Here is a 22,613-nt window from a genome sequence, read left to right as displayed (position 1 = left end):
GAAGGAAAATATATTTTGAATGAAATTGCTATAAAAAGAGACGGTGAAATTATAGATACACAGACAGCAAAAGAGCTGGGCTTTGAGGGTGAGCAGATTCACCTTGACAACTCTCCTGAGTCTTTGGAAGTTCTGCGTCACTCAACGGCACACCTTATGGCTCAGGCTATTAAGTCACTTTATCCTGATGCTGAATTTTATGTGGGACCGGTTGTCAAAGAGGGCTTTTATTATGACTTTAAAACTTCTGCTGAAATCGGCGAGGCTGATTTAAAGAAAATCGAGAAGCAGATGCTCTCTTTTGCAAAGAAAAAGTACCCGATAGAAAAGTATGAAATTACAAAAGAAGAAGCGATAGAGAAGTTTAAAAACGACCATTTAAAGCTTGAAGTCATGAAAAGAATTCCGAGTGATACAGTCAGTATTTACAAGCAGGGTGAGTTTGAAGACCTTTGCCGCGGACCGCACCTGCCAAATATCGGTCTTATCCGATACTTTAAACTGACAAAAATCTCCGGTGCCTATCTTGGCGGAGATTCCAAAAACGAAATGCTTACACGTATATACGGTATAGCATTTGCAACAAAAGAAGCGCTTAAAGAGCATATGACAATGCTGGCCGAAGCTGAAAAACGGGACCACCGCAAGCTCGGCAACGAGATGAAACTGTTTACCTTTCGTGAAGAAGTCGGTGCCGGTTTTCCTATCTGGCTGCCTGCCGGTGGACGCCTGCGCGCAAGACTGGAGTCTTTACTTTTTAAAGCGCACAGAAAACGCGGATACGAGCCTGTACGCGGTCCTGAAATGCTCCGTTCTGATTTATGGAAAACATCAGGGCATTATCAAAACTACGGTGAAAACATGTACTTTACCCATATAGATGAGCTTGAATTTGGGGTAAAACCGATGAACTGTGTCGGGCATATCAAAGTATATGAAGATGAACTGCACTCTTACCGTGATTTACCGATTAAATACTTTGAATACGGCGTTGTGCATCGTCATGAGGCAAGCGGGGCTTTGCACGGGCTTTTCCGTGTACGTGAATTTACACAGGATGATGCGCACATTTTCTGTCGTGCAGATCAGATTGAAGAACAAATCATTGAAGTAGTTGATTTTGTGGATAAAATTATGTCTACTTTTGAATTTGACTATAAAATGATGATTTCTACAAAACCTGAAAAAGCGGTCGGGAGTGATGAAGTGTGGGAAATTTCTACACAGGCACTAAAAAATGCAATGGATAAAAACGAACTGGCTTATGAAATAGACGAAGGCGGCGGAGCATTTTACGGTCCTAAAATTGACATCAAAATCACCGATGCCATCGGACGTGAGTGGCAGTGTGGAACAATTCAGCTTGATTTTAATCTTCCTGAGCGGTTTAAACTTGAATATAACGGCGAAGAGAATGATAAAATTCAGCCGGTAATGATTCACCGTGCCATTTTAGGCTCATTTGAACGCTTTATAGGGATTTTGACAGAGCATTATGCCGGAGAATTTCCGATGTTTATCGCCCCTACACAGGTAGCAATTGTTCCTGTTGCAGAAACACATAAAGAATATGCTAAGCTTTTATCAGATAAACTTATCGATATTAATGCCGATAGTGAAATCTATGCGAAAAATGATTCTTTAAACAAAAGAATCAGAACTGCAGAAAAAACTCGCGTTCCTATGATAGTTGTCATCGGGGATGAAGAGATTAAAAACAAAACTGTAGCCATTCGCGACAGACGAACTAGAGAGCAGTACAACTTAAGTGAAGAGGAATTCTTGAAACTTATACAAACTAAAATAAATGAGGTAAATTTTTGAGTAAAAACAAAGACCGCGTCATCATGAATGATGACATCCGTGTTCCAGAGGTGAGATGTAATGTAGATGGAGGTGAGTCTTTAGGCGTCATCTCTACTGATGAAGCTATGACGAAAGCAAATGAATTGGGCTTAGACCTTGTGCTGATTGCTCCAAATGCCAAGCCGCCTGTTGCGAAAATTATGGATTATGGCAAGTTTAGATACCAAGAAGAGAAAAAGCTTAAAGAGCAGCGAAAAAATCAGGTAAAAATTGTTGTCAAAGAGATTAAACTTTCGGTGAAAATTGCAGAAAATGACATTGCCTACAAGGTCAAGCATGCAAGAGAGTTCCTTGAAAAAGGCTATCATGTAAAATTCAGAGTCTTTTTGCGTGGTCGTGAAATGGCACATCCTGAAGCTGCAAAAGAGGTACTTATGCAGGTATGGCCTATGGTTGAAGACATCGCCGTAATGGAAAAACCGCCAAAATTTGAAGGACGTTATTACAATATGTATGTCGTTCCGAAGAAGTAACTTTTTTTCAATTTTCTTCTATAATAAAGCCTAAAGGCTTTATTATTTTCTTCTCTTATCAGTAAGATAACAATCAATTAACAAAAATAGTATTATAATTACATGTAATTTATTATATAAGGATTATTATGATTAGACGTATGCCGTGGTGGTTAGCCGGAATCTTAATGGCGTTATTGGTACTGTTTACATTTTCAGTATTTGGAGCAAACAGGCCTTTTGGAGCATCAACCTATGTGCCTTATTTCGCAGGGATACTTTTTGATTTAAGTCCCGAAAAATACCCTTATCTCAAAGAGGTACATTTTGCCGGTGCCTGGGAAGGGGTAATGCTTTTGGGTGCTCTGACAGGCGGTTTTTTGACCTCTGTCTTTGTCACAAAAACTTTTCGTTTGAGTATTATGCCCACAGGCTGGAAAAAATATAAAAACTCTTCAGTCATATCACGGCTTGTTTGGAGTTTTGTCAGCGGTTTTTTTCTTATAATAGGTGCGCGCCTGGCAGGCGGATGTACAAGCGGGCATTTTTTAAGCGGGATGGCACAGACGGCTATAAGCAGTATGATTTTTGGCGGAGTAGTTCTTTTAAGTCTGATTATTACAGGAAAAGTATTTTATAAAAGTGAGGCAAATGATGTTTGATAGAATCTTAAACATGTTTACGACTGTCTCCAATGAATCCCACGGTTCGGTATTTGTCGTTTTTATGATAGGGCTTGTGTTTGGTGTACTGATTCAGTACAGCAGGGTGGACAAGTTTGAAAAAATTGCCGGTTTTGCAATGCTCAGAGATACAGTGGTGCCTAAAATGCTCTTTTTGGCAATAGGTTTAGCCTCTATAGGACTCTATTTTATGGTGGAAGCGGGATATGCATCGTACCATCCAAAGCCGATCATCTTAGGCGGACTGATTATAGGCGGTACGATTTTTGGTATTTCTATGGCAATACTGGGAAAATGTCCGGGAACCGGTCCCGTATCTATTGCAGAAGGGCGCATTGATGTTCTTGTGGGAGCCATCGGCGGAATATTCGGCGGGCTGGTCTTTACTGTTTATTTCGATTTTTTTAAAAAAATCATGGGTGAGAGTCTTGGAAAAACAACCTTGGTATCCTACTTTCAGGGACATGAAAATTTAAGTGTCTTTATTTTTGGTATTGTTCTTATTATTGTGAGTATTGTTATTCCTCTTCGCCAAGAGTTTGATGAAGCGGATCTGCAACAGCTGCAAGAATAATATTTATTGATAAATATCATCTTTTCACCGGATTTTCTTCTGTATAATATTCCTTAAAAAAGGAAATAGATATGCAGCAGATACAGAGAATAGCAATACTGTTTGGAGTTTTATTCCAGTTTGCAATAGCGCAAACACCAGAATTGGATACACAGGAATTTCCTTTAGAAGAATTGAAAAAACAAAATATTCAAATTGCTGCGCTCGCGGCAAAAGAGATGTCCAAAACACTGCCTCAAAAAGTCGACAGATATACTACTGTCACAAGTATCATTAATGACAAGAACATGCTGGTATATACATTTGTTATCGATACCGGCAAAAAAAGTGATGCAACTGTTCAAAAAGAAGACCACAGCAGAATGCAAAAAGCAATCACGACAGGTGTCTGTAAAACTTCAGAAAAATTTTTGCTTGCCGGAATTGATACTCTTTATGTTTACAAAAGCGAAAAAACAGGCAGGGTATTGTTCAGGTTTAAAATCACTCAAGAGAAATGCCCGAATCTAATCAGTCGATAAGTCTCTTATGCCGATTAAAAATATCATACGGTCTCAGAATTTTTTTTCCTCTTTGGAAGATGAAGACCTGGAGCGACTTGCATCCATATCCTTGCTGCATCATTATAAAAAAGAGTATATGCTTCAGTATGAAAATGAAGAGTGTAATGAACTGTTTTTTCTGTGCGAGGGTATGGCAAAAGCCTATAAAATTGACAAACACAATAATGAAGTTGTGCTGCACTACATATATGCAGATTCAATGATATCGGAGATTTCGGATACTGATGCTGAAAAACTCCGGTCCTTTTCAAATATTCAGCTGATTGAAGATTCCCAGGTTTTAAGTATAAATTATCAAAAATTCAAGAAGTATTTTTTAGAAACACATCTGTTGCAAAAGGAATTTACGGGTGAGATTGTAAAAAGATCATTACAATTACAATCTTTAATCAATCGGGAATTTATCTTTGATGCTGTTTCGAAGGTCAGCATGATGCTTTATGATGATTTGCAAATGTTTAACAAACTCAAGCGCCATGAGATATCCCTGATGCTGCATATTCAGCCGGCAACACTTTCACGTGTTCTTAACAGATTAAAACGAAACAATATTATTGATATAATACACGGGCAGGTAAAAATCATCAGTCAAAGAGGTTTGCAAAATATATACAAGGATAAAATTGATGACTAAAATAAAATTTCTAGGGGCATTGATTTTTTTTCTTTCCATAGTGCTTGCCCTGTACTCCAAACATATTGCTGCGCATAATGAAGCAAATTTGCGACTTTTGAAAGTGATTAATGAACAAAAAGCATTTACACAGGAGATTGCGAAAAATATCTTTTTTATGTATAAAAACAAAGATGCTTCAGTAGAAGAGTTGGACAAATATATACAGTCTTTTGTTGAAAATATGAACAACAAAGATGAGATACTCGATAAGATATTTTCAAAAGATATCAAACAGGAGTCGGAAAAAATTATTTCCCTGTGGAATAACTTTTATCTGCTTGTGCAAAAATTCAGAGATGCCTCCCGGATACACAACGGTTATACAAACATTGTAATTGACAAACTGGTCAAAGATATCTATGATACAAATCTGCAGCTTGTAGTAGAATTCAACAAACTGATAAAAATGCATAAAAAATATTTTGACACACTGCAGCATAAAAATAAAACTATTCAAGTTACGCTGTTTGTTGTTTTGCTTCTTTTGCTTTTATACCTTTTTTCCCAATTAAAATCTTTGCTTGGATTTATTCAGAAATTTCTCCATACTTCTAAAAAAATTGTGCAAAAATCAACGGTACTTGGTGTGGAGCCGATAGAAGAAAAGAGCAGTATTGCTGATGTGACACAGGCAGCGGATGCTTTTAATTTTCTTGTTCAAAAGATAGACAAATCAATTGAAAATTCGAGCAAGTCCATCCAGGCTGCTTCTAAATCACTCGAAGAGACAGAAAAAAGTATAGAGAATTTGCTGGAATTAATTGCTGTGATGGATGAAGAAAACAGACTTGACAAAAATTTGGTAAAAAAAGAGGATATCCTTATCGAATCTTTGGAAGAACTCACTACATCTCTGCAGAAACTCCATTCTCTGAAAATACATTTGGACAACTTTAAAAAATAAAACTAATTGAATAATTTGACCAAGGTCAAATTATTAGATGCCTTTGTGTATTAAGATTTTTCTATCATTTGGGAAAATTTCTCAAAATGAAAGAAAAAAGGAGAATACAATGGCTACTCATTTAAGTAAGCTGACTTCACTTATTTTAGGCACTTCACTGATGGCGACTGTTGCGTCGGCAGCTATCGGCGGTGAACTGCAAAAAGTAATGAAGGCAAGGGGACTTACGGAAAACGATATTATTCATGCTGCAAAAACATACACACCAAGCGGTGGCAGAGATGAATTTATTGTATTTAGTTCTGGTGGACAGTCCGGACAGATAATTGTCTACGGTGTTCCATCTATGAAAATATTAAAATATATTGCCGTATTTACGCCGGAACCATGGCAAGGCTACGGATATGACGAGGATTCCAAAAAAATCCTGGCACAAGGAAAAATCCGGGGAAAATCAATCACCTGGGGAGATACGCACCACCCGGCACTCTCTGAGACAAAAGGGGTGTATGACGGAAAATGGCTTATTATCAACGATAAGGCAAATCCTCGTCTGGCTGTAATTGATTTAAATGATTTTGAAACCAAACAGATTGTTGTGAATCCTGTTTTCAAATCAGAACACGGCGGCTCTTTCTTTACGCCAAACTCAAAACATATTTTAGAAGCATGTCAGTACGCTGCGCCGTATGACAATAACTATCACCCGATAGAAGAGTACAAAGAGACATATCGGGGCGGTGTGACTGTATGGAGTTTTGATCCAAAAATCGGTCGTATCAAACCAAAAGATTCATTTACGATTGAGATGCCTCCTTATATGCAGGATTTGAGTGATGCCGGAAAAGGCGCCTCTTTTGGATGGGGTTTTACAAACTCTTTCAATACAGAGATGTACACAGGCGGTATAGAAGTCGGAATGCCACCGTTTGAGGCAGGAATGTCAAGAAATGATACTGACTTTTTACATGTATACAACTGGAAAAAACTCTACCAGCTTTCTAAAAACAAAAAAAATGTAAAAGTTGTCAACGGAATGAAGGTTATTCCTATGAGTGTGGCAGTTGCCAACAATGCACTGTTTTTAATTCCTGAACCGAAATCTCCGCACGGTGTTGATGTCTCTCCTGATGGTGAATACATCACTATCTGTGGAAAACTTGATACACATGCTTCTGTTTTTAAATGGAGTAAAATCAAAAAACTGATTGATAACCATGAATATGCAGGAAAAGATCCTTACGGGATTCCTATTTTGGATATGAAAAAATCTTTACACGGTCAGGTAGAGTTGGGTCTTGGGCCATTGCACAACCAGTATGGCAAAAACTGGAAAGACGGTGAAATCTATACGTCACTTTATGTGGATTCACAAATTGTAAAATGGAACTACAAAACACTGAAAGTCCTTGACAAAGTCAATGTGCATTATAATGTTGGACACCTGTGCAGTATGGAAGGAAAATCGGCTGATCCGCAGGGAAAATATGTAATTTCTTTGAACAAACTTGCTATTGACAGATTTAATCCGGTTGGTCCTCTGCATCCGCAAAATCACCAGCTGATTGATATCAGAGGCAGAAAAATGGACCTTTTGTATGATATGCCGATTCCGTTGGGTGAACCACACCAGGCAGTTGCAATTCGTGCGAGTAAACTGCATCCTGAAGTACGCTACAAAATGGGTACAAATCCGAAAACGGGTAAAATGCATGTGGGAAAAACACTTGCAGGACAGGAAAGAATTGTAAGAAAAGGCAATAAAGTATATATTTACGGTACATTGGTCCGTTCCCATATTAATCCTGAACGGGTTACTGTGAACAAAGGAGATACTGTAATCTTTTATCTGACAAATCTTGAAAGAGCAGAAGATGAGACACACGGTTTTACAGTAGATAACTACAATGTACACGGATCATTGGAACCGGGAGAGACTGTAGAACTTAAATTCAAAGCGGACAGAGAGGGTGTCTTCCCTTACTACTGTACAGAGTTTTGTTCTGCCCTTCACTTAGAAATGATGGGTTATCTGATGGTCAAAGATCCAAACAAAAAATATGTCAGCGCACAAAAGCTTAAAATGAAAAAAATGTCAAAAGCCGAGTTGAAAGCCGAGTATGAAAAGACTGTAGCTGTGAACAATGCAACAGATGCGGTTATTCAGTCTGTTGTCAAGTTCCTAAAAGAAAATCATTACGAAAAATATCCTACAGTCAAAGCACTTGTAGAAGATGCACTTGACCAGTATGGAAAAATTCCGGAACAAAAGAAAAAAGCGGATGAAGCCGTCAAAAAAGGCGACTATGAAAAAGCAATTCTTTTTGAAAATATGATTTGGCAGTATATGGTCAAGACGGCAGATGTCGGTATCCGTGCCAAAGATTTGTTAGTGAAAAAAGTTGCAACAAAACAGTCTCCTGCTGCTGCTGCCGGTGAACGGGCATTTGGCGAAGGCGGATGTGGCGGTTGTCATGTTATCGGTAAAGTATCTTCTGGGCCAGACCTCACAGGTGTTTTACTCCGTCATGAAAATGCTGAGAAATGGGTCAAAGACTTCATTATGGATCCTGCATCCAAATATGATGATCCGTATGTGAAAAGTATGATAGATTACTTTAATCTAAAAATGCCGAATCAGCATATGAATGAAAAAGAAGTCAAAAATATCATTGAATACCTGAAATGGGTCGATGAGAATGCAAATCTGTTTTAAACACAACAGTATGTCAACAGGGAGGAGGAATGCTTTTTTTCCTCCTCCACAATGAAAAATTGATATATATCATTAAATTTACCCCAAACAATTAGATACAATTAACTAAGTCTATATTTAAGTTTATAATCACTTATAGTAAAGGAATAAAATATGCATCCAAGTCTCATAAAAGCCAAAATATTTGCCACAATAGCTTTACTGATTTTAACATTTTCATTTACACTGCCAATGATAGCTTTTCACGGAACCTTGAATAAAATAGAAGAAGGGAAGGCAAATGAAGTCTCATCGGTCAGTAAAAGTGTATGGAATCTATACAACAAAGGAAGATATAAAAGCGTTGCAACACCTAAAGACGCCAGAAACAATTTAGAGAAGATGATAGAAGAAGGGGCTGAAATCGGTCCGGCATCTCTGCCTATCTGGGCGGTTTCTCTCGAAGCTCCAAATTATCCGAAAGAGGCATTTCCGGAAGGGATACCTGTCTTTTTCCATTTTGACGGATACAGTGGAGAAGTACATGAAATGAACACAATCAACCACTATGTGGGTATGGACCCTATGTGGGCAGGCGGTCATATAGAACGTGCAATCGGAATTTATGCTCTTTTATTTCTTTCTTTGGGAATTATTTTGTTTATTGCCTATGATAAAAAAATCTTTAATTACATTATGCTGATTCCTGCCGCACTGCCGCTTATCTTTATAGCTGATTACTCCTACTGGCTGTATCATTTTGGGCACAGTCTGCATGACTGGGGTGCTTTTAAAATCAAGCCTTTTATGCCGACTGTGTTTGGTGACGGAAAAATAGCACAGTTTACAACACACTCCTACCCAACCATTGGTTTTTACATGCTGTTGCTTATCAGTTTTTTCAGTATTTTGGCTTTTTTCGCAAAACAGAAAGCTTTTAAAGAGATGGAAGAGAAATAAAATGCTTCTAAGAATATTTGTATTGCTTTTGTATTGTAACGGATTAAATGCAAATATTCTGCAAGAGGCTATAGACAAAGCTCCTGCAGGCTCAATTCTGAAACTCCCAAAAGGTATATACAAAGGCTCTGTTGTCATTAACAAACCGCTCTCAATCATAGGGCAGGAAGCAGGTGTGATTATTGACGGAGAGAATAACGGAACGGTCATAACAAGCAAAAGCTCGTATGTGACATTAAGAAATCTGACGATCATCAACAGCGGTGACAGGCATGAGAATGTTGATGCGGCTATTGCAATGAGTGAGTCCAAACAGTGCGAGATAAGCAACTGTACAATCAAAAACTGTCTGTTTGGCATAGATCTGCAAATGGTCGACAATTCTATCATTCAAAACAATACCATCAGTTCAAAACCTTTTGCTTTGGGGCTTAGAGGAGATGGCTTAAAGCTGTGGTATTCCAATGACAATATTGTCCGGGGCAACAGACTGATCAAATCACGGGATATGGTTGTCTGGTACTCCCACGGAAATCTGATTGAGGAGAACTTTGGAAAAGACGGCAGATACTCTTTGCATTTTATGTATGCGGGGAAAAACATTATAAAAAACAATTATTACGAGCTCAATTCTGTGGGTATATTTTTTATGTATTCGCAAGACTCCATAGCCGTGGGCAATGTGATTAAAAGCTCTCAGGGTGCCACAGGAATGGGCATAGGCTTAAAAGATGCATCCAATTTTACGATAAAAGACAATACGGTCATCTACTGTGCGCAGGGACTTTATATAGACAGATCCCCTTTTGAGCCGGGAACACACAATACAATAGTGGGCAATAAGATTTTATACAATGCCGAGGCAATGCATTTTCACTCCCTGAGTGAGAATAATATTATTAAAAACAATATCATACAGGGAAATATAGAGGATATTGTCAATGACAGCAGAGGCAGCAAGACAAACGAAAATGAAATATCGGGAAATTACTGGGACAAATATGAAGGTTTTGATAAAAATCACGACGGCATAGGCGATACACCGCATAAAGTGTATCAGTATGCTGACCAACTGTGGGTTTATAACTCTAATGTGAAATTTTTTTATGCTTCACCGGTTATCTCACTTCTTAATTTTTTGGCAAAACTGGCACCTTTTACGAAACCGCTTTTTTTGATGGAAGACAAGAAACCAAGAGTGGTAAAACCATTATGACTCAAGTTAACAAAAAAGGAACACTATGGCAAAGCAAGTAAAAACAGACAGAAGAGAATTTATAAAGTACTCTACATTGGGTGTTTTGGGACTGGTTCTGGGAGGCGGTATTGTTTTGAGCCCGTATTTGCAGGCAAAAGAGAATCGGCTTCGTCCGCCGGGGGCGGTTCCTGAAAAAGAGTTTTTAGGTTTATGCATTAAATGCGGGCAGTGTCTGCAGGTGTGCCCGTACCACTCTATAAAACTGGCAGATATTGCCAAGGGAGCAGGCGAGGGGACGCCTTACATAGATGCAAATATCCGGGGATGTTATGCCTGTGATGCCGTTCCCTGTGTGCTGGCCTGTCCAAGCGGTGCTTTGGACCACAGTTGCTCAAAACCCGAAGATATTCAGATGGGAGTTGCCGTACTGGAATTTCCCGATACCTGTCTGGCAATGACAAATACTCCGGTACCAAAAGGCTACAATGACAAGATGAAAGCCTTTACCGCCTCTGTCAACAATGTGACAAGTCAGGAATTGCAGCTTCTTGAAAAATTTGACGGGTATGAGGGAAAAGAGTGTACGCTGTGTGCCGATATGTGCCCGGTTCCCAATCCTTTAAGTGCCATCGCTATGGTTCCGGATGCGCAGGGAGGGAAGCGCCCTGAAATATATGACGGGTGTATAGGATGCGGAGCCTGTCAAGAGGTCTGCCCGACGCAAAAACCGTCGATAGTCGTCAAACCAAGAGTAACATACGAACAGTATTATGAAAAAACAACATAGGAAATCCCATGAAAACAGATAAAAGAAAAAAGAGTATGAAGGGTTTTGTTCTTACTTCGTCGTTGGTCTTGCTGACACTTTTAAGCGCATGCAGTGACTCAAAAGAGGACAGATCACAAAAAGAGCAATCTCTGTCTGCTAAAAATCAAAAGAGCAGTCCAAAGATTGAAATAGTTGAAAATAAAAATGCGCATGCGGTGAAAGTGGCCCGGCAGGAGAATGGAAAAACACAGAATAACTCGTTTTATTATGATTACGGAGAGAAAGAGAGTGTGCAGGAAGTCAATACAAAAAAGCGTACTGACATTGATGCCAATTTACATGTACGCAGCCCCTATGAACAGATTCAGGTCACGATGCTGGTAAAAAAACTAAGCAAAAACTTTATCGTCAGATGTGCACCTTGTCACAATGATTATGCAAACGGGGTTATCGGGCCGTCGCTTCTGGAGAGAAAAGCGGACTATATATACAATAGAATTCAGGATTTTAAAACCGGAAAGAAGTCCAATCCTTTGATGAATGACCTTATCCAGATGATGAGTGACGAACAGATTAGAGCTATGGCAGATGAAATATATGCCTTTAATAAAGAGATTAACAAGATGAGGGGCAGAGAATGAAAAATATAATTGTAGGAATCTTAACACTTGTAATTTTTGGACTGATGGCGTGGACGGCTATGAACGGAGGTGCATACAACGGAGGCGAACACGGAAAAATTATTGCAGATATCGGCAACAGAACAGCTGCTGTGCAAGAGAGCCAACCACAGGAAAAGAGTGACAGAGAAAAAGAGAACGAAGCATTAAGTGCATTGCGAGAGAAGGCCGGCAATGTTGCAGGTTTTAAAGTAAGTGATGCGTACAAAAGCAAATGTGCTTCCTGTCACGGTGTAGACGGCAGCGGTATGCAGTACGGGAAAAAACTGATGGGACCGAAGCTCTTTGGCCAAAGTGCGGAAACAATTTATAAAAAACTTGAAGACTTTAAATCGGGAAGAAAAGAAAACCTGGTAATGAAAGGGCTTTTAATTCATATGACACAAGAGGATTTACGCAGGTTTGCCAATGAAATAGGTGAGTTTCCGGCAAGAGCACAAACAGTGAAACAGGAATAAAAATGGATAAGTATCATAATAGAGAGACGATAAAAAGAACAACTTTCTGGTCAACATTCTATAACACGACAAAAGAGGGGAAAAAGGTTCTGAGTTACAGAGCCAAAAGATGGATTCTTGTTATAGTAATTCATCTGATGTTCTTTTTATCTTTTGCTGTGGATATTCAAATGCTTGAAGGAACATTAAACGGTTCGCGTTTTTTGGGCTTTCACCTGATTGATCCTTTTACAACTTTAGAGATGCTGATGGCAGAGCACCATCTGCATATAAACATCATTATCGGTGTGAGTACGATTGTGCTGTTTTATATTTTGGTTGGGGGCAGGAGCTATTGTGCCTGGGTCTGTCCTTATGGAATATTGAGCGAAATAGGGGAAAAGTGGCATGATACGCTGGTGCATAAAAAAATTATAAAAGAGAGAAGGTTTGATCATCGAATCCGTTATGCTTTTTGGGTAATTTTTCTTATACTCTCATTTACAAGCGGCTATCTTGTTTTTGAAACATTTAATGTCGTGGGAATACTCTCCCGTGCAATTGCGTACGGCTGGAGTCTGGCACTTGTCTGGGTTTTGGTGGTGCTGGCTTTTGAGGTCTTTTTTTCACGCCGGGCCTGGTGTACATATATCTGTCCGATAGGCACAACCTATGGTATGATAGGAAAAGTCTCCGCATTGCGTGTTGAATGGAATGACAACTGTGACCACTGTATGGTCTGTCATGATGTCTGTTTTGAAAATCAGGTTTTGGAAATCACAAAGGCAAAATATGACAAACAGAGAGAAGAAGAAGGCATCACAAGAGAGTACATTACGGGTGCGGACTGTACTTTATGCGGAAGATGTATAGATGTTTGCCATGAAGATGCGCTCAATTTCGATTTTCGATTAAAAAGTTTGGTGTAAATTATGATTCAGATATCCCATGTAACAAAAAAATTCGGACAGAATATTTCCCTTGACAATGTCAGCTGTGAATTTAGGAAAAACGAATCCATAGCACTTATGGGCGCAAACGGTGCAGGAAAAACAACACTCATCCGTTCGATTTTGGGATATTACCATCCTGATGCCGGAGAGGTGCTGATTAACGGATTGAATCCTGTAAAAAAGAGAGTCGATGTTTTGTCCCATATCAGTTTTGTGCCGCAGCTTCCTCCGCCTATCAAGCTCAGTATTGACGAACTGATACAGTATGTCTGTGTGAGTGCCGAGGTGGACAAAGAGTTGGTGAAACATTATGCGAATGAAATGAAACTCGACATAAATGCCAATTTGAACAAATCATTTTTCAAACTCAGCGGAGGAATGAAACAGAAACTTCTTATCGCAATCTCTTTGGCAAAGAAGAGTGACATTATCATATATGATGAACCGACGGCAAACCTTGATCCAAAAGCCAGAGATGATTTTTACAGACTGCTCAGGCAAAATGAGCAGGAGAAAGTTTTGCTCTTTGTAACGCACAGGCTTGAAGAGGTAAGAGAGTTGGTCAACAGGCAGATCTATATGGATATGGGAAAAATTGTATCAGATGAGAGATTTTAAATGAAAAATTTATATTTAATTGCATACTTGGATTTAAAAGAGTCAATCCGGGCGAAATGGTTTTTAGTCTATTCCCTTGTGTTTGGCGGTCTGATTGCCCTGTTTTTTATAGCAGGGGTGACGGAATCGCAGGTAATGGGATTCAGCGGGCTGAGCCGTCTGCTGTTAATGTATATTCAGATAACAATTGTTATTTTGCCTATATTTATTTTGATTACTACGGTTCGTTCCATCTCGGGGGACAGAGACAGTCATATTTTGGAGTATATGCTCTCTTTTCCTATCTCTTTAAAGCAGTATTACTGGGGGAAGATTATCGGGCGCTTTATTACCGTCTATCTGCCTGTTGTTTTTGCGATGGTGATTGCCGTTGTCTACGGTGCTTTTAAGGGAGCCGAAATTCCCTGGGGTATTTTCTTTTTGTATACCGGGCTTTTGTTTGCGATGAGTGCCACATTTCTGGGCATTGCTTTTTTTATCTCCTCTTTTGTAAAATCATCCGAAGTGGCTTTGGGTATCGCATTTTTTATTTGGATATTTTTACTGGCATTTATAGACATTGCCCTTATATCACTGATGATGCAGGAGCGTTTTAGTGAAGGTTTGATTATCACCATAGCACTGTTAAACCCTATGGAGATTTTCCGGGTGGCAGCCATATCACTGTTTGATCCACAGTTGACAGTGATGGGCCCGGTTGCCTATTATATACTTGACTCTGTAAGTCAGACAACTTTTGTACTGCTTGCTATTGGGTATCCTCTTGTTTTGGGGATTGGGTTTGCGTATCTTGGATATAAAATATTTGAGAAAAAAGATTTGGTCTAGGAGCTGTTATGAAAAAAATTATGAGTATGGTCCTGTTTGCAACACTGTTGTTTTCGTATGAGATGAATTATGACAAAAATACGACAGGGCTGATAAGACAGATGAAAGTCTACAAATATCCGACATGGGTCGCGAAGATAGAACTGGCAAGCGGAAAGAAAATATTTTTTGTTTCTCCAAAATCCATGTTTGAATTTTATTTTCGGCCTGCCGCATGGCCTGAATACGGCATAAAACAGGAGAGTGATTTCAAAAACATCTATGTGACTGATTTTGCAACGGCAGAACCTATCAAAGCCAAAGGTGCCTTTTATGTGTACGGAAGTGATACGACCTCTCCTTCGGGTGATGACCTGGTGCCTTTTGACTCATATAAAAGAGCGGAAGAGTTTGCAAAAAGGCACAAGGGAAAACGCATTCTCGGATTCAGAGAGATTAACAGAGGACTTATCAACTGGCTCAACGACAGCCTGTAGGAGGAAAAAATGACAAAACCGACACCAATAGATGAAGAGATTCAGCTGGATCCGAAACGATACATCGTCAGTGAAACAGACGAAAAAGGAAAGATCACTTATGCCAATGATTATTTTCAGGAAGTTTCAGGGTATACGGAAGAAGAACTGTTGGGACAGCCTCACAGTATTGTGCGCCATCCGGATATGCCAAAAGTAGTATTTAAACTGTTATGGGAGACGATAAAACAGGGAAAAAACATTAATGCTGTTGTGAAAAATCTGGCAAAAGACGGGCGCTACTATTGGATATTTACCGAATTTGAAATCAGAAAAGACACAGACACCGGGAAAATCATAGGGTATCATGCTTCACGAAAGACCATATCAAGGCATGTTATTGAAATCATAGCGGACCTGTATGCCAGACTTTTGGAAATAGAGAAAAAAGAGGGTCTTGCAGCAAGCGAAAAATATCTTATCTCGTTTTTAAAAGAAAAAGGCGAAACAATAGAATTTGCAGATATTATGGAAGAGATTCACAAGTTTTACTGATGTTGAGGTACAAAACAGAATGAAATTCCTCATACTTTTTGTAATTTTTATCTCCTCTCTTTTTGCAAACTCCTTGCAGGAAGCTGTTGATCAGGCATCCGCGGGTGCCGTCATTAAGCTTCAAAACGGTATTTATCATGGAAATATTCTTATTAAGAAACCGCTGACAATTATCGGGGTTGGCAATCAGGTTGAAATCAGGGGAGAAGGAAGAGGTTCTGTTGTCAGGATACAAAGCGCACATGTACGTTTAAAAAACATAATTATCACAAACAGCGGAAAAAACATGCGCTCTATTGATGCAGCAATTAGCCTGAAACAGGTAAAGTACTGTGAAATCAGCCACTGTACACTGAAAAATGTATTGTATGGAATTGACATGGATATGGTGCAAAACTCTTTGGTTTTGCAAAATGATATCACTGTTGCAAAAAATGATATTGCCTTGCGCGGAAATGCTTTGAAGCTGTACTATTCGCACTACAACACCATTGAAGCAAACAACATTCATGATGCACGGGATGTGACACTGCGCTATTCGCATCATAATCTTTTTCAGAAAAATAAATTTGCACATAACAGGTTTGCAACACATCTCGAACTCAGTAATGCAAATATATTTAAAAACAACAGCTACATGTATAATTCTGTGGGCATGATGTTTATGGGTGCAAAAGATACGCAGGTTATTGCAAATAAAATTTACAGTTCAACAGGAGCAGCCGGAATCGGCGTGATGATAGGCAGTGTTTCCAATTTTGTATTTACAGGCAACAGTGTGCGTTATAACGCAAAAGGTATTTATATTCAAGGGGCTGAAAAAGCGCGGGGAATGAAACGCTTTTTTAAAAACAATGAAATAGCCTATAATGCCGAAGCACTGCATTTTCACGCCTCTATCAGAGACAACATGATTGTACATAATAAATTTTTTGGAAATATTGATGATGTGCTCAAGGATATCGGAGGTGATTTTGATGCTTCCAATGTTGTGGAGTATAATTACTGGGACAGGTATGACGGTTTTGATGCAAACAGTGACGGTATAGGCGATACACCCTACCGTGTCTACCAGCATGCTGATCTGCTGTGGCAGGAGAACAACAAAGTCAAGTTCTTTTACGCGGCTCCGGTGATGAGTCTGCTTGATTTTTTGCTCAAACTTGCTCCTTTTATCGAGCCGGATTTAATTATGGAGGACAAAAAACCTATCTTCCGATCTTTTTGACACGTCTGAGCACTTCATTGAAATCTATAATCTCCTGATCTTTTGCTATATCATTTTTGGAAGCATGAGCAGAAAATCCGTATGCCATTGGGGTAATGTTTTCAGTGTCATAGTAGGCAGTTCTTGCATTAATCCATTTTCCTGTTTTTGCATCTGTCACCCAGATAACAGCTTTGTCCTTCCAGGGAATCTGTTCATCATGAAACCAAAGAACCATGCAGCCAATATCATCAAAGGGGTAATATTTTCCGTTTGAGGGGTTGATGACCTGGACCGTGTTTTTCCGGTCACTGACAACCATTGCACAGCGTGCACACATATCTCTGTCAAAATGGACTTCGTGGGCCTGTACGGCAGACTTTTTTTCACATCCGGTTATACTCAGCAGGCCCAAAACAAGCGTGACTGACAAGAAGAATAATCGCATAGGCAAATCCCTTTTTGATTATTCTAACTTATTCCTGTTCTTTAGAAGATGATATATGTCAAGTATTATTTAATTATCTGCGCTTTGAGAGTCTCTTCTTCGAGTTTTTCCGTTGCATATTTTATGACGACGACATGCTCTGTTTCATTGATGAACCACTCTGCAATATGTTCGCTTTCCAGGGCATTGAGTTTATCAAAGTCGACTTCATTTTGTGGAATAATCAAATGAGAATATCTTGTAGGATTTTTCATTTTCAAGAGTGTCCACAGAAGCCATAAAAGACCAATGGCACCGATGGTGAGTCCCAAAGTCTCTCTGGAGCTGACATCAAGATAGAGTCCGGCAAAGGTACCGCCCAAAAAGGTTGCAAAATATGCCGCAGAGTTTGCTATACCCAAAGCGGCACCTTTTTGGTGTACTTTGGCAAACTTGCTGATCATAGACTGCACAAGCGGTTCCATCATATTAAAGGCCACAAAAAAGAAGATAACGGCAGTGATAAATACGGCACTTGAAGTTGTTGTTCCCATCATCACAAATGAAGCGATAAACAACACAATAGAAAGCAAAAATATCTGTTTTGGAATATTTCTTTTTTCTCCAAATACAGCAGCCGGTCCCATCGCAATAAGTCCTGCGATCATTGCAGGCACATAGACCATCCACAGATCACTCTTTTCCCAGCCAAAACCGTATTCCGGCTTGGTCAAAAAGACGGGAATAATGACAAATGCGGCAGTCATCAGACCTTTTTGCATTGCATTGATAATAATCATACTGAGAAGGTTCGGGTCTTTTAAAATATCTGCCGTTTTTGTTTTTCCATGGTAAATGTGTTTTATTTTTGGCGGTGTCGGTACTTTGACAAATAGAATAACAATGGCAACAAGTGACAAGATCGCCGTAATAACGAAGATAACACTGATACCGAATTCTGCGGCGATAACCGGACCGAGTGCCATAGCAGCAGCAAAACTCATAGCGATAAACCCGCCCATGATTGCCATTGCATGGCCGCGCTGCTTCTCTTCAACCAAATCGGCAATCATAGCAGTGACAACAGAACCGATAGCGCCGGCTCCCTGCAAAAAACGCCCAAACATCAAGGTATATATATCTGTTGAGTAGGCACAGATAAGCGAACCGACCAAAAAGATGATCAGACCGAAGAGTATCGTCGGTTTTCTTCCGATTTTATCACTCATGCTTCCAAAAGGAACCTGAAAAACAGCCTGTGTCAGGGCATAGCCACCGACAACAACACCGACAAGAAAAGGTGTGGCCCCTTCCAGGTCAAGAGCATAAACGGAAAGAACCGGTAAAACGAGAAAAAGTCCTAAAAATCTGAGAAAAAGAATACTGGAGAGTGGTAAAACTTTTTTGAACATAAAAATCCTTTTGTTTTAGTGTATAATTTTGTAATTATAGAGCAACTATTATTTATAATTGATTTGCAAAAGATAAATAATATAATTTAAAAGATAATTTAAGGAAAGAAATTGAAACAACTGGTTTTAGCAACATCAAACAAGGGAAAAGTCAGAGAGATCAAAGAACTTTGCAGTGAATATGAAGTAGTGCCCTATACAGATTTAATCGATGCTTTTGAAATTATAGAAGATGCCGATACTTTTCAGGAGAATGCACTGATTAAAGCACGTGCGGTTTATAAGGCTTTGGGTAATGAAAATGCAATTGTACTGGCTGATGACAGTGGCATAAGTGTGGATGTGCTTGAAGGTGCACCGGGAATTTACAGTGCCAGATACGGAGGAGAAGGAGCAGATGACAAAGAGAACCTGCACAAGCTTATGCAGGATATCAAAGCAAAAGGTGTGACGAACTCTCCTGCACATTATACGGCAGCCATTGCCATTGTAACAAAAGGCATTGAAAAAACAGTACACGGATGGATGCACGGAGAGGTGATTACTGAGGCAAAAGGGGAAGGCGGTTTTGGATATGACCCGATGTTTGTACCGCTGGGGTATGAAAAAACACTGGGCGAGTTGGATGAAAAAGTCAAAAAAGAGCTTTCTCACCGCTCCCAGGCTTTAAAACTGGCGGGTAAAATTTTAAAAAGCTTATAAGAATTTACGGCTTGCCAGATAGAATGTTTTTTCTAATTTACTGAGCAATACATGTAAGTGATCGCTGTATCGGCTGATTCTTTGCATGATATCTCCTTATAGATTTAAAATGTCTCACAGGAGAGACTCAGCAAAAAGTGTACCATTAGTTAAATAGCGTTAAAAGTATCACACCAAAAAGAATTCTGTATACACCAAAGGCAACAAAGGTGAATTTTTCCAAAAATTTCAAAAAGAGCTTGATTGTCAGATAGGCAACAACAAAAGCAACAACAAAGCCGACCGCCAAAGCTTCGATGTTTGCAGAAGAAAATTCATGATAATGTTTGAGCAGATCATATCCACTCACGGCACTCATTACGGGAAAAGCAAGCAAAAAACTGAATTCCGCACTGGCCTTTCTGTTCAAACCGACCAGTAAGGCCCCGATGATTGTTGCTCCCGCACGTGAAGTTCCGGGAATGAGAGCAAAAATCTGTGCAATACCAATCCACAAAGACTGCCTGAGTGTAATATCTTCGACATCTTCTGTAAGTTTTTTTTCTTTGGGAATATAAAATTTTTCGACAATCAAAAATATAATTCCGCCTGTGATAAACATAATCGCAACAATATTGATACTGAAAAGTGCTTTGATCTGGTGTGAAAAAATGAAACCGACAATACCGATAGGCAAAAAGGCAAGAAAAACTTTTGTCCATAATGAAATATGTTTGAATGTAAATTTTTCTCTGTAGTTGAGAACAACAGCCAAAATAGCTGCAAACTGGATGATAACTTCATACGCTTTGGTGACATTTGTCTGGTCTATACCCAAAAATTGACTCGCTACAATCAGATGACCGGTTGAAGATATGGGAAGAAATTCGGTAAAACCTTCAATTATACCTAGTAAAACAGAGTCAGACAATGTCATGAAAGAACCTTCTTTTTTAAAATTTAAACTTATTTCGATATAATACGAGGTTTTATTTTTAAACAACCTAAAACTCACAGGAAATTACATATGTTACTTTTTACACCCGGTCCTACACCAGTACCGCAAAATGTTAGAAATGCCATGGCTGATGAGACAATGCACCATCGTACCCCTGAATTTGAAGCTATTTTTGAAAAAACACGAAAACATCTTTTTGAACTTTTTGCTACTGATGAAGTTGTTATGATTGCATCAAGCGGAACAGGCGCTATGGAAGCAACAGTAGTCAACCTGTGTAAAAATACACTTTTAAGTGTCAATTCAGGAAAATTCGGCGAGCGTTTTGGAAAAATTGCCAAAGCACACGGACTCAAAAATATTGAGATAAAAAATGAGTGGGACACACCTGTCAGTGTTGAAGATGTTGTTGCCGCTGTAAAATCCAACAGCGACATTGATGCTGTGGCTGTGCAGATTTCTGAGAGTGCGGGCGGACTGAGACATCCCGTGGAAGAGATAGCAGAGGCGCTCAAGGCAATCAATCCGGATATTATGATTATTGCAGACGGGATTACCGCTGTCGGTGTTGAACGTATAGATGTGACAAATATTGATGCGTTGATTGCAGGCAGTCAAAAAGCACTTATGCTGCCTCCGGGACTTGCCATTATCGGACTCAGCAATGCCGCGATAGATAAAATCGGCGAGGGCAAAGGCTACTATTTTAACCTTGCGTCCGAAATCAAAAAGCAGCGCCAGAACACGACAGCCTATACTGCTGCTACGACACTTGTTATCGGTCTTTTGGAAGTTTTGGAGACAATAAAAAAAGAGGGTGGTTTCGGCGTGCTGTATTGCAATACAGCCAGACGTGCCAAAGCGACAAGAGCAGCACTCGAAGCGATAGGTCTGCACTCTTACCCCAAAGTGCCTGCTAAAAGCATGACAACCATTGATGACAAAGATGCGGCAAAAATCCGCTCCGCTTTAAAAGAGGAGTACGGGGTAAATGTAGCCGGCGGACAGGACCATTTAAAAGGTAAAATATTCCGTATAAACCAGATGGGCTTGATTGCACCGCATGAATCTCTCTGGGTTGTCAATGCGATAGAGTTGATCTTGCACCGTTTGGGACGTTTGGAGTATGCGGGCATTGCTTCAAAAGTTTATAATGAGGTTTATTTTAAAACCGCATTAGAAAAAAAAGAGATATAAATGATACTTGAACATGAAATACCCAATGGTTCAAAGCTTTATTTTGGCAAATCCGCCAAGATAAAACGCCAGATAGAAAAAACTGCAAGTGATATTCTTGATGCAAATGGCTACGAAGAGATAGTAACTCCTGTGTTTTCCTACCATCAGCATCAAAGTATTGCAGATCAAAGAGAGCTGATTCGTATAAATGATGAAAAGAACAATGCGCTTTCTTTACGTGCAGACTCGACAATAGATGTTGTACGCATTATAAAAAAAAGACTCGGAAGCAATACGAAACAGAAAAAGTGGTTTTATATCCAGCCTGTGTTTACCTACCCGACAAACGAACAGTATCAGGTCGGTGTGGAATTTATGGGGGAGAAAAAACTCTCTTGTGTGGCAACACTGGCAATAGAGATTTTTGAACGCTTACATGTAAAGCCTCTGATGCAGATTTCCAATATTAAGATACCCGAGTTGCTGGTTGCAATGTTTGATGAACTGACTATAGATGATTTCAGACATATCAACATTGACAAGTTTTTGAATCTCAAAGTCGAATGGCTGAGCGAACTTGTTTATCTGCAGTATGTGGAGCAGATAGATGATGTGCTTCATAAGGTACCCGAAGCAATCAAAAAAGAACTCTTGAAGATGAAAGAACTGTGCGCGGAAATTGCCTGTGAAAATGCTGTTTTGGCACCAATGTATTATGCAAAAATGCTTTATTATGATGAGCTGTTTTTCAGATGCATAGTAGGCAATGAAGTCTATGCACGGGGCGGAAGATATAAAGATTCAGATTTAACATCTGTAGGGTTTGCAATTTATACAGATACTTTGTGTGAAGCATTAGAGCAATAGAAAAAGAGGAAAAGAA

At 39.4% G+C, this 22,613-nt stretch carries 25 protein-coding genes; 22 read left to right on the top strand and 3 right to left on the bottom strand.

Annotated elements, in window-relative coordinates; genetic code table 11:
* The first annotated feature begins 15 nt into the window (after positions 1-15).
* The 19 genes from thrS (at position 16) to nosD (ending at position 17,094) form a co-directional block, all read left to right on the top strand.
* The gene (gene thrS, locus MLC52_RS11370) at positions 16-1,824 is read left to right on the top strand and encodes a threonine--tRNA ligase (protein ID WP_151899391.1); all 1,809 of its coding nucleotides are present in this window, start codon (positions 16-18) and stop codon (positions 1,822-1,824) included.
* On the top strand, positions 1,821-2,339 hold the full coding sequence (gene infC, locus MLC52_RS11365) for a translation initiation factor IF-3 (RefSeq protein ID WP_188110014.1): 519 nt from the start codon (positions 1,821-1,823) through the stop codon (positions 2,337-2,339). Before thrS ends, infC begins: the two co-directional genes overlap by 4 nt.
* A gap of 128 nt (positions 2,340-2,467) precedes the next feature.
* A complete protein-coding gene (locus tag MLC52_RS11360) occupies positions 2,468-2,980 on the top strand; it encodes a YeeE/YedE thiosulfate transporter family protein (protein ID WP_346389757.1) in 513 nt (170 codons plus the stop codon).
* Entirely contained in the window at positions 2,970-3,575 is a 606-nt protein-coding gene (locus MLC52_RS11355; RefSeq protein WP_230973288.1) for a YeeE/YedE thiosulfate transporter family protein, read from the top strand. Before MLC52_RS11360 ends, MLC52_RS11355 begins: the two co-directional genes overlap by 11 nt.
* A 71-nt stretch (positions 3,576-3,646) precedes the next feature.
* Positions 3,647-4,096: a hypothetical protein gene (locus tag MLC52_RS11350; protein WP_434580524.1), complete on the top strand. Its 450-nt coding sequence runs from the start codon at positions 3,647-3,649 to the stop codon at positions 4,094-4,096.
* 7 nt (positions 4,097-4,103) lie between these two features.
* Positions 4,104-4,772 carry a Crp/Fnr family transcriptional regulator gene (locus tag MLC52_RS11345; protein WP_151899394.1) on the top strand — a complete coding sequence of 223 codons (669 nt, stop codon included), beginning with the start codon at positions 4,104-4,106 and terminating at the stop codon, positions 4,770-4,772.
* A complete protein-coding gene (locus MLC52_RS11340; protein ID WP_434580522.1) occupies positions 4,765-5,718 on the top strand; it encodes a hypothetical protein in 954 nt (317 codons plus the stop codon). The genes MLC52_RS11345 and MLC52_RS11340 overlap by 8 nt, the downstream gene beginning before the upstream one ends.
* A gap of 109 nt (positions 5,719-5,827) precedes the next feature.
* On the top strand, positions 5,828-8,434 hold the full coding sequence (gene nosZ / locus MLC52_RS11335; protein WP_434580520.1) for a Sec-dependent nitrous-oxide reductase: 2,607 nt from the start codon (positions 5,828-5,830) through the stop codon (positions 8,432-8,434).
* A 153-nt stretch (positions 8,435-8,587) separates the two neighbouring features.
* Positions 8,588-9,373, top strand: a complete 786-nt coding sequence (locus MLC52_RS11330) for a cytochrome C (protein WP_151899397.1) — start codon at positions 8,588-8,590, stop codon at positions 9,371-9,373.
* Between the two features lies 1 nt (position 9,374).
* Positions 9,375-10,589: a nitrous oxide reductase family maturation protein NosD gene (locus tag MLC52_RS11325; protein WP_151899398.1), complete on the top strand. Its 1,215-nt coding sequence runs from the start codon at positions 9,375-9,377 to the stop codon at positions 10,587-10,589.
* Between the two features lie 25 nt (positions 10,590-10,614).
* Complete coding sequence (locus MLC52_RS11320; RefSeq protein WP_434580519.1) at positions 10,615-11,358, top strand: 4Fe-4S dicluster domain-containing protein; 744 nt, start codon at positions 10,615-10,617, stop codon at positions 11,356-11,358.
* An 8-nt stretch (positions 11,359-11,366) separates the two neighbouring features.
* Entirely contained in the window at positions 11,367-11,981 is a 615-nt protein-coding gene (locus tag MLC52_RS11315) for a c-type cytochrome (RefSeq protein ID WP_230973289.1), read from the top strand.
* Positions 11,978-12,478 (top strand): c-type cytochrome, encoded by a 501-nt coding sequence (locus MLC52_RS11310; protein ID WP_434580517.1) that lies wholly within the window; start codon positions 11,978-11,980, stop codon positions 12,476-12,478. The genes MLC52_RS11315 and MLC52_RS11310 overlap by 4 nt, the downstream gene beginning before the upstream one ends.
* 2 nt (positions 12,479-12,480) lie before the next feature.
* Positions 12,481-13,386: a NapH/MauN family ferredoxin-type protein gene (locus MLC52_RS11305; RefSeq protein ID WP_151899401.1), complete on the top strand. Its 906-nt coding sequence runs from the start codon at positions 12,481-12,483 to the stop codon at positions 13,384-13,386.
* A 3-nt stretch (positions 13,387-13,389) separates the two neighbouring features.
* A complete protein-coding gene (locus MLC52_RS11300; protein ID WP_151899402.1) occupies positions 13,390-14,028 on the top strand; it encodes an ABC transporter ATP-binding protein in 639 nt (212 codons plus the stop codon).
* Positions 14,029-14,856, top strand: a complete 828-nt coding sequence (locus MLC52_RS11295; RefSeq protein WP_151899403.1) for an ABC transporter permease — start codon at positions 14,029-14,031, stop codon at positions 14,854-14,856.
* An 8-nt stretch (positions 14,857-14,864) separates the two neighbouring features.
* Positions 14,865-15,332 (top strand): nitrous oxide reductase accessory protein NosL, encoded by a 468-nt coding sequence (locus MLC52_RS11290; protein ID WP_434580515.1) that lies wholly within the window; start codon positions 14,865-14,867, stop codon positions 15,330-15,332.
* A 9-nt stretch (positions 15,333-15,341) separates the two neighbouring features.
* Positions 15,342-15,866 (top strand): PAS domain-containing protein, encoded by a 525-nt coding sequence (locus MLC52_RS11285; RefSeq protein ID WP_151899405.1) that lies wholly within the window; start codon positions 15,342-15,344, stop codon positions 15,864-15,866.
* 19 nt (positions 15,867-15,885) lie between these two features.
* Entirely contained in the window at positions 15,886-17,094 is a 1,209-nt protein-coding gene (nosD, locus tag MLC52_RS11280; RefSeq protein WP_151899406.1) for a nitrous oxide reductase family maturation protein NosD, read from the top strand.
* Here nosD and MLC52_RS11275 read toward each other — a convergent pair.
* Positions 17,075-17,521: a hypothetical protein gene (locus MLC52_RS11275; protein ID WP_151899407.1), complete on the bottom strand. Its 447-nt coding sequence runs from the start codon at positions 17,519-17,521 to the stop codon at positions 17,075-17,077. The genes nosD and MLC52_RS11275 overlap by 20 nt on opposite strands.
* Positions 17,522-17,586: 65 nt before the next feature.
* On the bottom strand, positions 17,587-18,912 hold the full coding sequence (locus MLC52_RS11270; protein WP_434580513.1) for an MFS transporter: 1,326 nt from the start codon (positions 18,910-18,912) through the stop codon (positions 17,587-17,589).
* Positions 18,913-19,023: 111 nt separating this feature from the next.
* On the opposite strand from MLC52_RS11270, the gene rdgB reads away from it, so the two are divergent.
* Positions 19,024-19,614, top strand: coding sequence for an RdgB/HAM1 family non-canonical purine NTP pyrophosphatase (gene rdgB / locus MLC52_RS11265; RefSeq protein ID WP_434580511.1), 591 nt, complete (start codon positions 19,024-19,026; stop codon positions 19,612-19,614).
* A 145-nt stretch (positions 19,615-19,759) separates the two neighbouring features.
* On the opposite strand, the gene MLC52_RS11260 is transcribed toward rdgB, so the two are convergent.
* Positions 19,760-20,530, bottom strand: a complete 771-nt coding sequence (locus MLC52_RS11260) for an undecaprenyl-diphosphate phosphatase (protein WP_434580509.1) — start codon at positions 20,528-20,530, stop codon at positions 19,760-19,762.
* 90 nt (positions 20,531-20,620) lie between these two features.
* Between MLC52_RS11260 and MLC52_RS11255 the strand changes: the two genes are divergently transcribed.
* Positions 20,621-21,748, top strand: coding sequence for a pyridoxal-phosphate-dependent aminotransferase family protein (locus MLC52_RS11255; RefSeq protein ID WP_434580507.1), 1,128 nt, complete (start codon positions 20,621-20,623; stop codon positions 21,746-21,748).
* Positions 21,749-22,597, top strand: coding sequence for an ATP phosphoribosyltransferase regulatory subunit (locus MLC52_RS11250; protein WP_151899412.1), 849 nt, complete (start codon positions 21,749-21,751; stop codon positions 22,595-22,597).
* Positions 22,598-22,613: the final 16 nt, after the last annotated feature.

Source organism: Sulfurimonas sp. NW15 (assembly GCF_051132285.1).
Lineage (GTDB): Bacteria > Campylobacterota > Campylobacteria > Campylobacterales > Sulfurimonadaceae > Sulfurimonas > Sulfurimonas hydrogeniphila.
The sequence above is the reverse complement of the archived record's forward strand: the minus strand, read 5'-3'. Positions and strand labels throughout refer to the sequence as shown.

Bases quoted from the DNA above. Each gene is read 5' to 3' on its own strand.
- MLC52_RS11360 (WP_346389757.1), top strand. From the start codon at position 2,468: ATGATTAGACGTATGCCGTGGTGGTTAGCCGGAATCTTAATGGCGTTA.
- MLC52_RS11355 (WP_230973288.1), top strand. From the start codon at position 2,970: ATGATGTTTGATAGAATCTTAAACATGTTTACGACTGTCTCCAATGAA.
- MLC52_RS11350 (WP_434580524.1), top strand. From the start codon at position 3,647: ATGCAGCAGATACAGAGAATAGCAATACTGTTTGGAGTTTTATTCCAG.
- MLC52_RS11345 (WP_151899394.1), top strand. From the start codon at position 4,104: ATGCCGATTAAAAATATCATACGGTCTCAGAATTTTTTTTCCTCTTTG.
- MLC52_RS11340 (WP_434580522.1), top strand. From the start codon at position 4,765: ATGACTAAAATAAAATTTCTAGGGGCATTGATTTTTTTTCTTTCCATA.
- nosZ (WP_434580520.1), top strand. From the start codon at position 5,828: ATGGCTACTCATTTAAGTAAGCTGACTTCACTTATTTTAGGCACTTCA.
- MLC52_RS11330 (WP_151899397.1), top strand. From the start codon at position 8,588: ATGCATCCAAGTCTCATAAAAGCCAAAATATTTGCCACAATAGCTTTA.
- MLC52_RS11325 (WP_151899398.1), top strand. From the start codon at position 9,375: ATGCTTCTAAGAATATTTGTATTGCTTTTGTATTGTAACGGATTAAAT.
- MLC52_RS11320 (WP_434580519.1), top strand. From the start codon at position 10,615: ATGGCAAAGCAAGTAAAAACAGACAGAAGAGAATTTATAAAGTACTCT.
- MLC52_RS11315 (WP_230973289.1), top strand. From the start codon at position 11,367: ATGAAAACAGATAAAAGAAAAAAGAGTATGAAGGGTTTTGTTCTTACT.
- MLC52_RS11310 (WP_434580517.1), top strand. From the start codon at position 11,978: ATGAAAAATATAATTGTAGGAATCTTAACACTTGTAATTTTTGGACTG.
- MLC52_RS11305 (WP_151899401.1), top strand. From the start codon at position 12,481: ATGGATAAGTATCATAATAGAGAGACGATAAAAAGAACAACTTTCTGG.
- MLC52_RS11300 (WP_151899402.1), top strand. From the start codon at position 13,390: ATGATTCAGATATCCCATGTAACAAAAAAATTCGGACAGAATATTTCC.
- MLC52_RS11295 (WP_151899403.1), top strand. From the start codon at position 14,029: ATGAAAAATTTATATTTAATTGCATACTTGGATTTAAAAGAGTCAATC.
- MLC52_RS11290 (WP_434580515.1), top strand. From the start codon at position 14,865: ATGAAAAAAATTATGAGTATGGTCCTGTTTGCAACACTGTTGTTTTCG.
- MLC52_RS11285 (WP_151899405.1), top strand. From the start codon at position 15,342: ATGACAAAACCGACACCAATAGATGAAGAGATTCAGCTGGATCCGAAA.
- nosD (WP_151899406.1), top strand. From the start codon at position 15,886: ATGAAATTCCTCATACTTTTTGTAATTTTTATCTCCTCTCTTTTTGCA.
- MLC52_RS11275 (WP_151899407.1), bottom strand. From the start codon at position 17,521: ATGCGATTATTCTTCTTGTCAGTCACGCTTGTTTTGGGCCTGCTGAGT.
- MLC52_RS11270 (WP_434580513.1), bottom strand. From the start codon at position 18,912: ATGTTCAAAAAAGTTTTACCACTCTCCAGTATTCTTTTTCTCAGATTT.
- MLC52_RS11260 (WP_434580509.1), bottom strand. From the start codon at position 20,530: ATGACATTGTCTGACTCTGTTTTACTAGGTATAATTGAAGGTTTTACC.
- MLC52_RS11255 (WP_434580507.1), top strand. From the start codon at position 20,621: ATGTTACTTTTTACACCCGGTCCTACACCAGTACCGCAAAATGTTAGA.
- MLC52_RS11250 (WP_151899412.1), top strand. From the start codon at position 21,749: ATGATACTTGAACATGAAATACCCAATGGTTCAAAGCTTTATTTTGGC.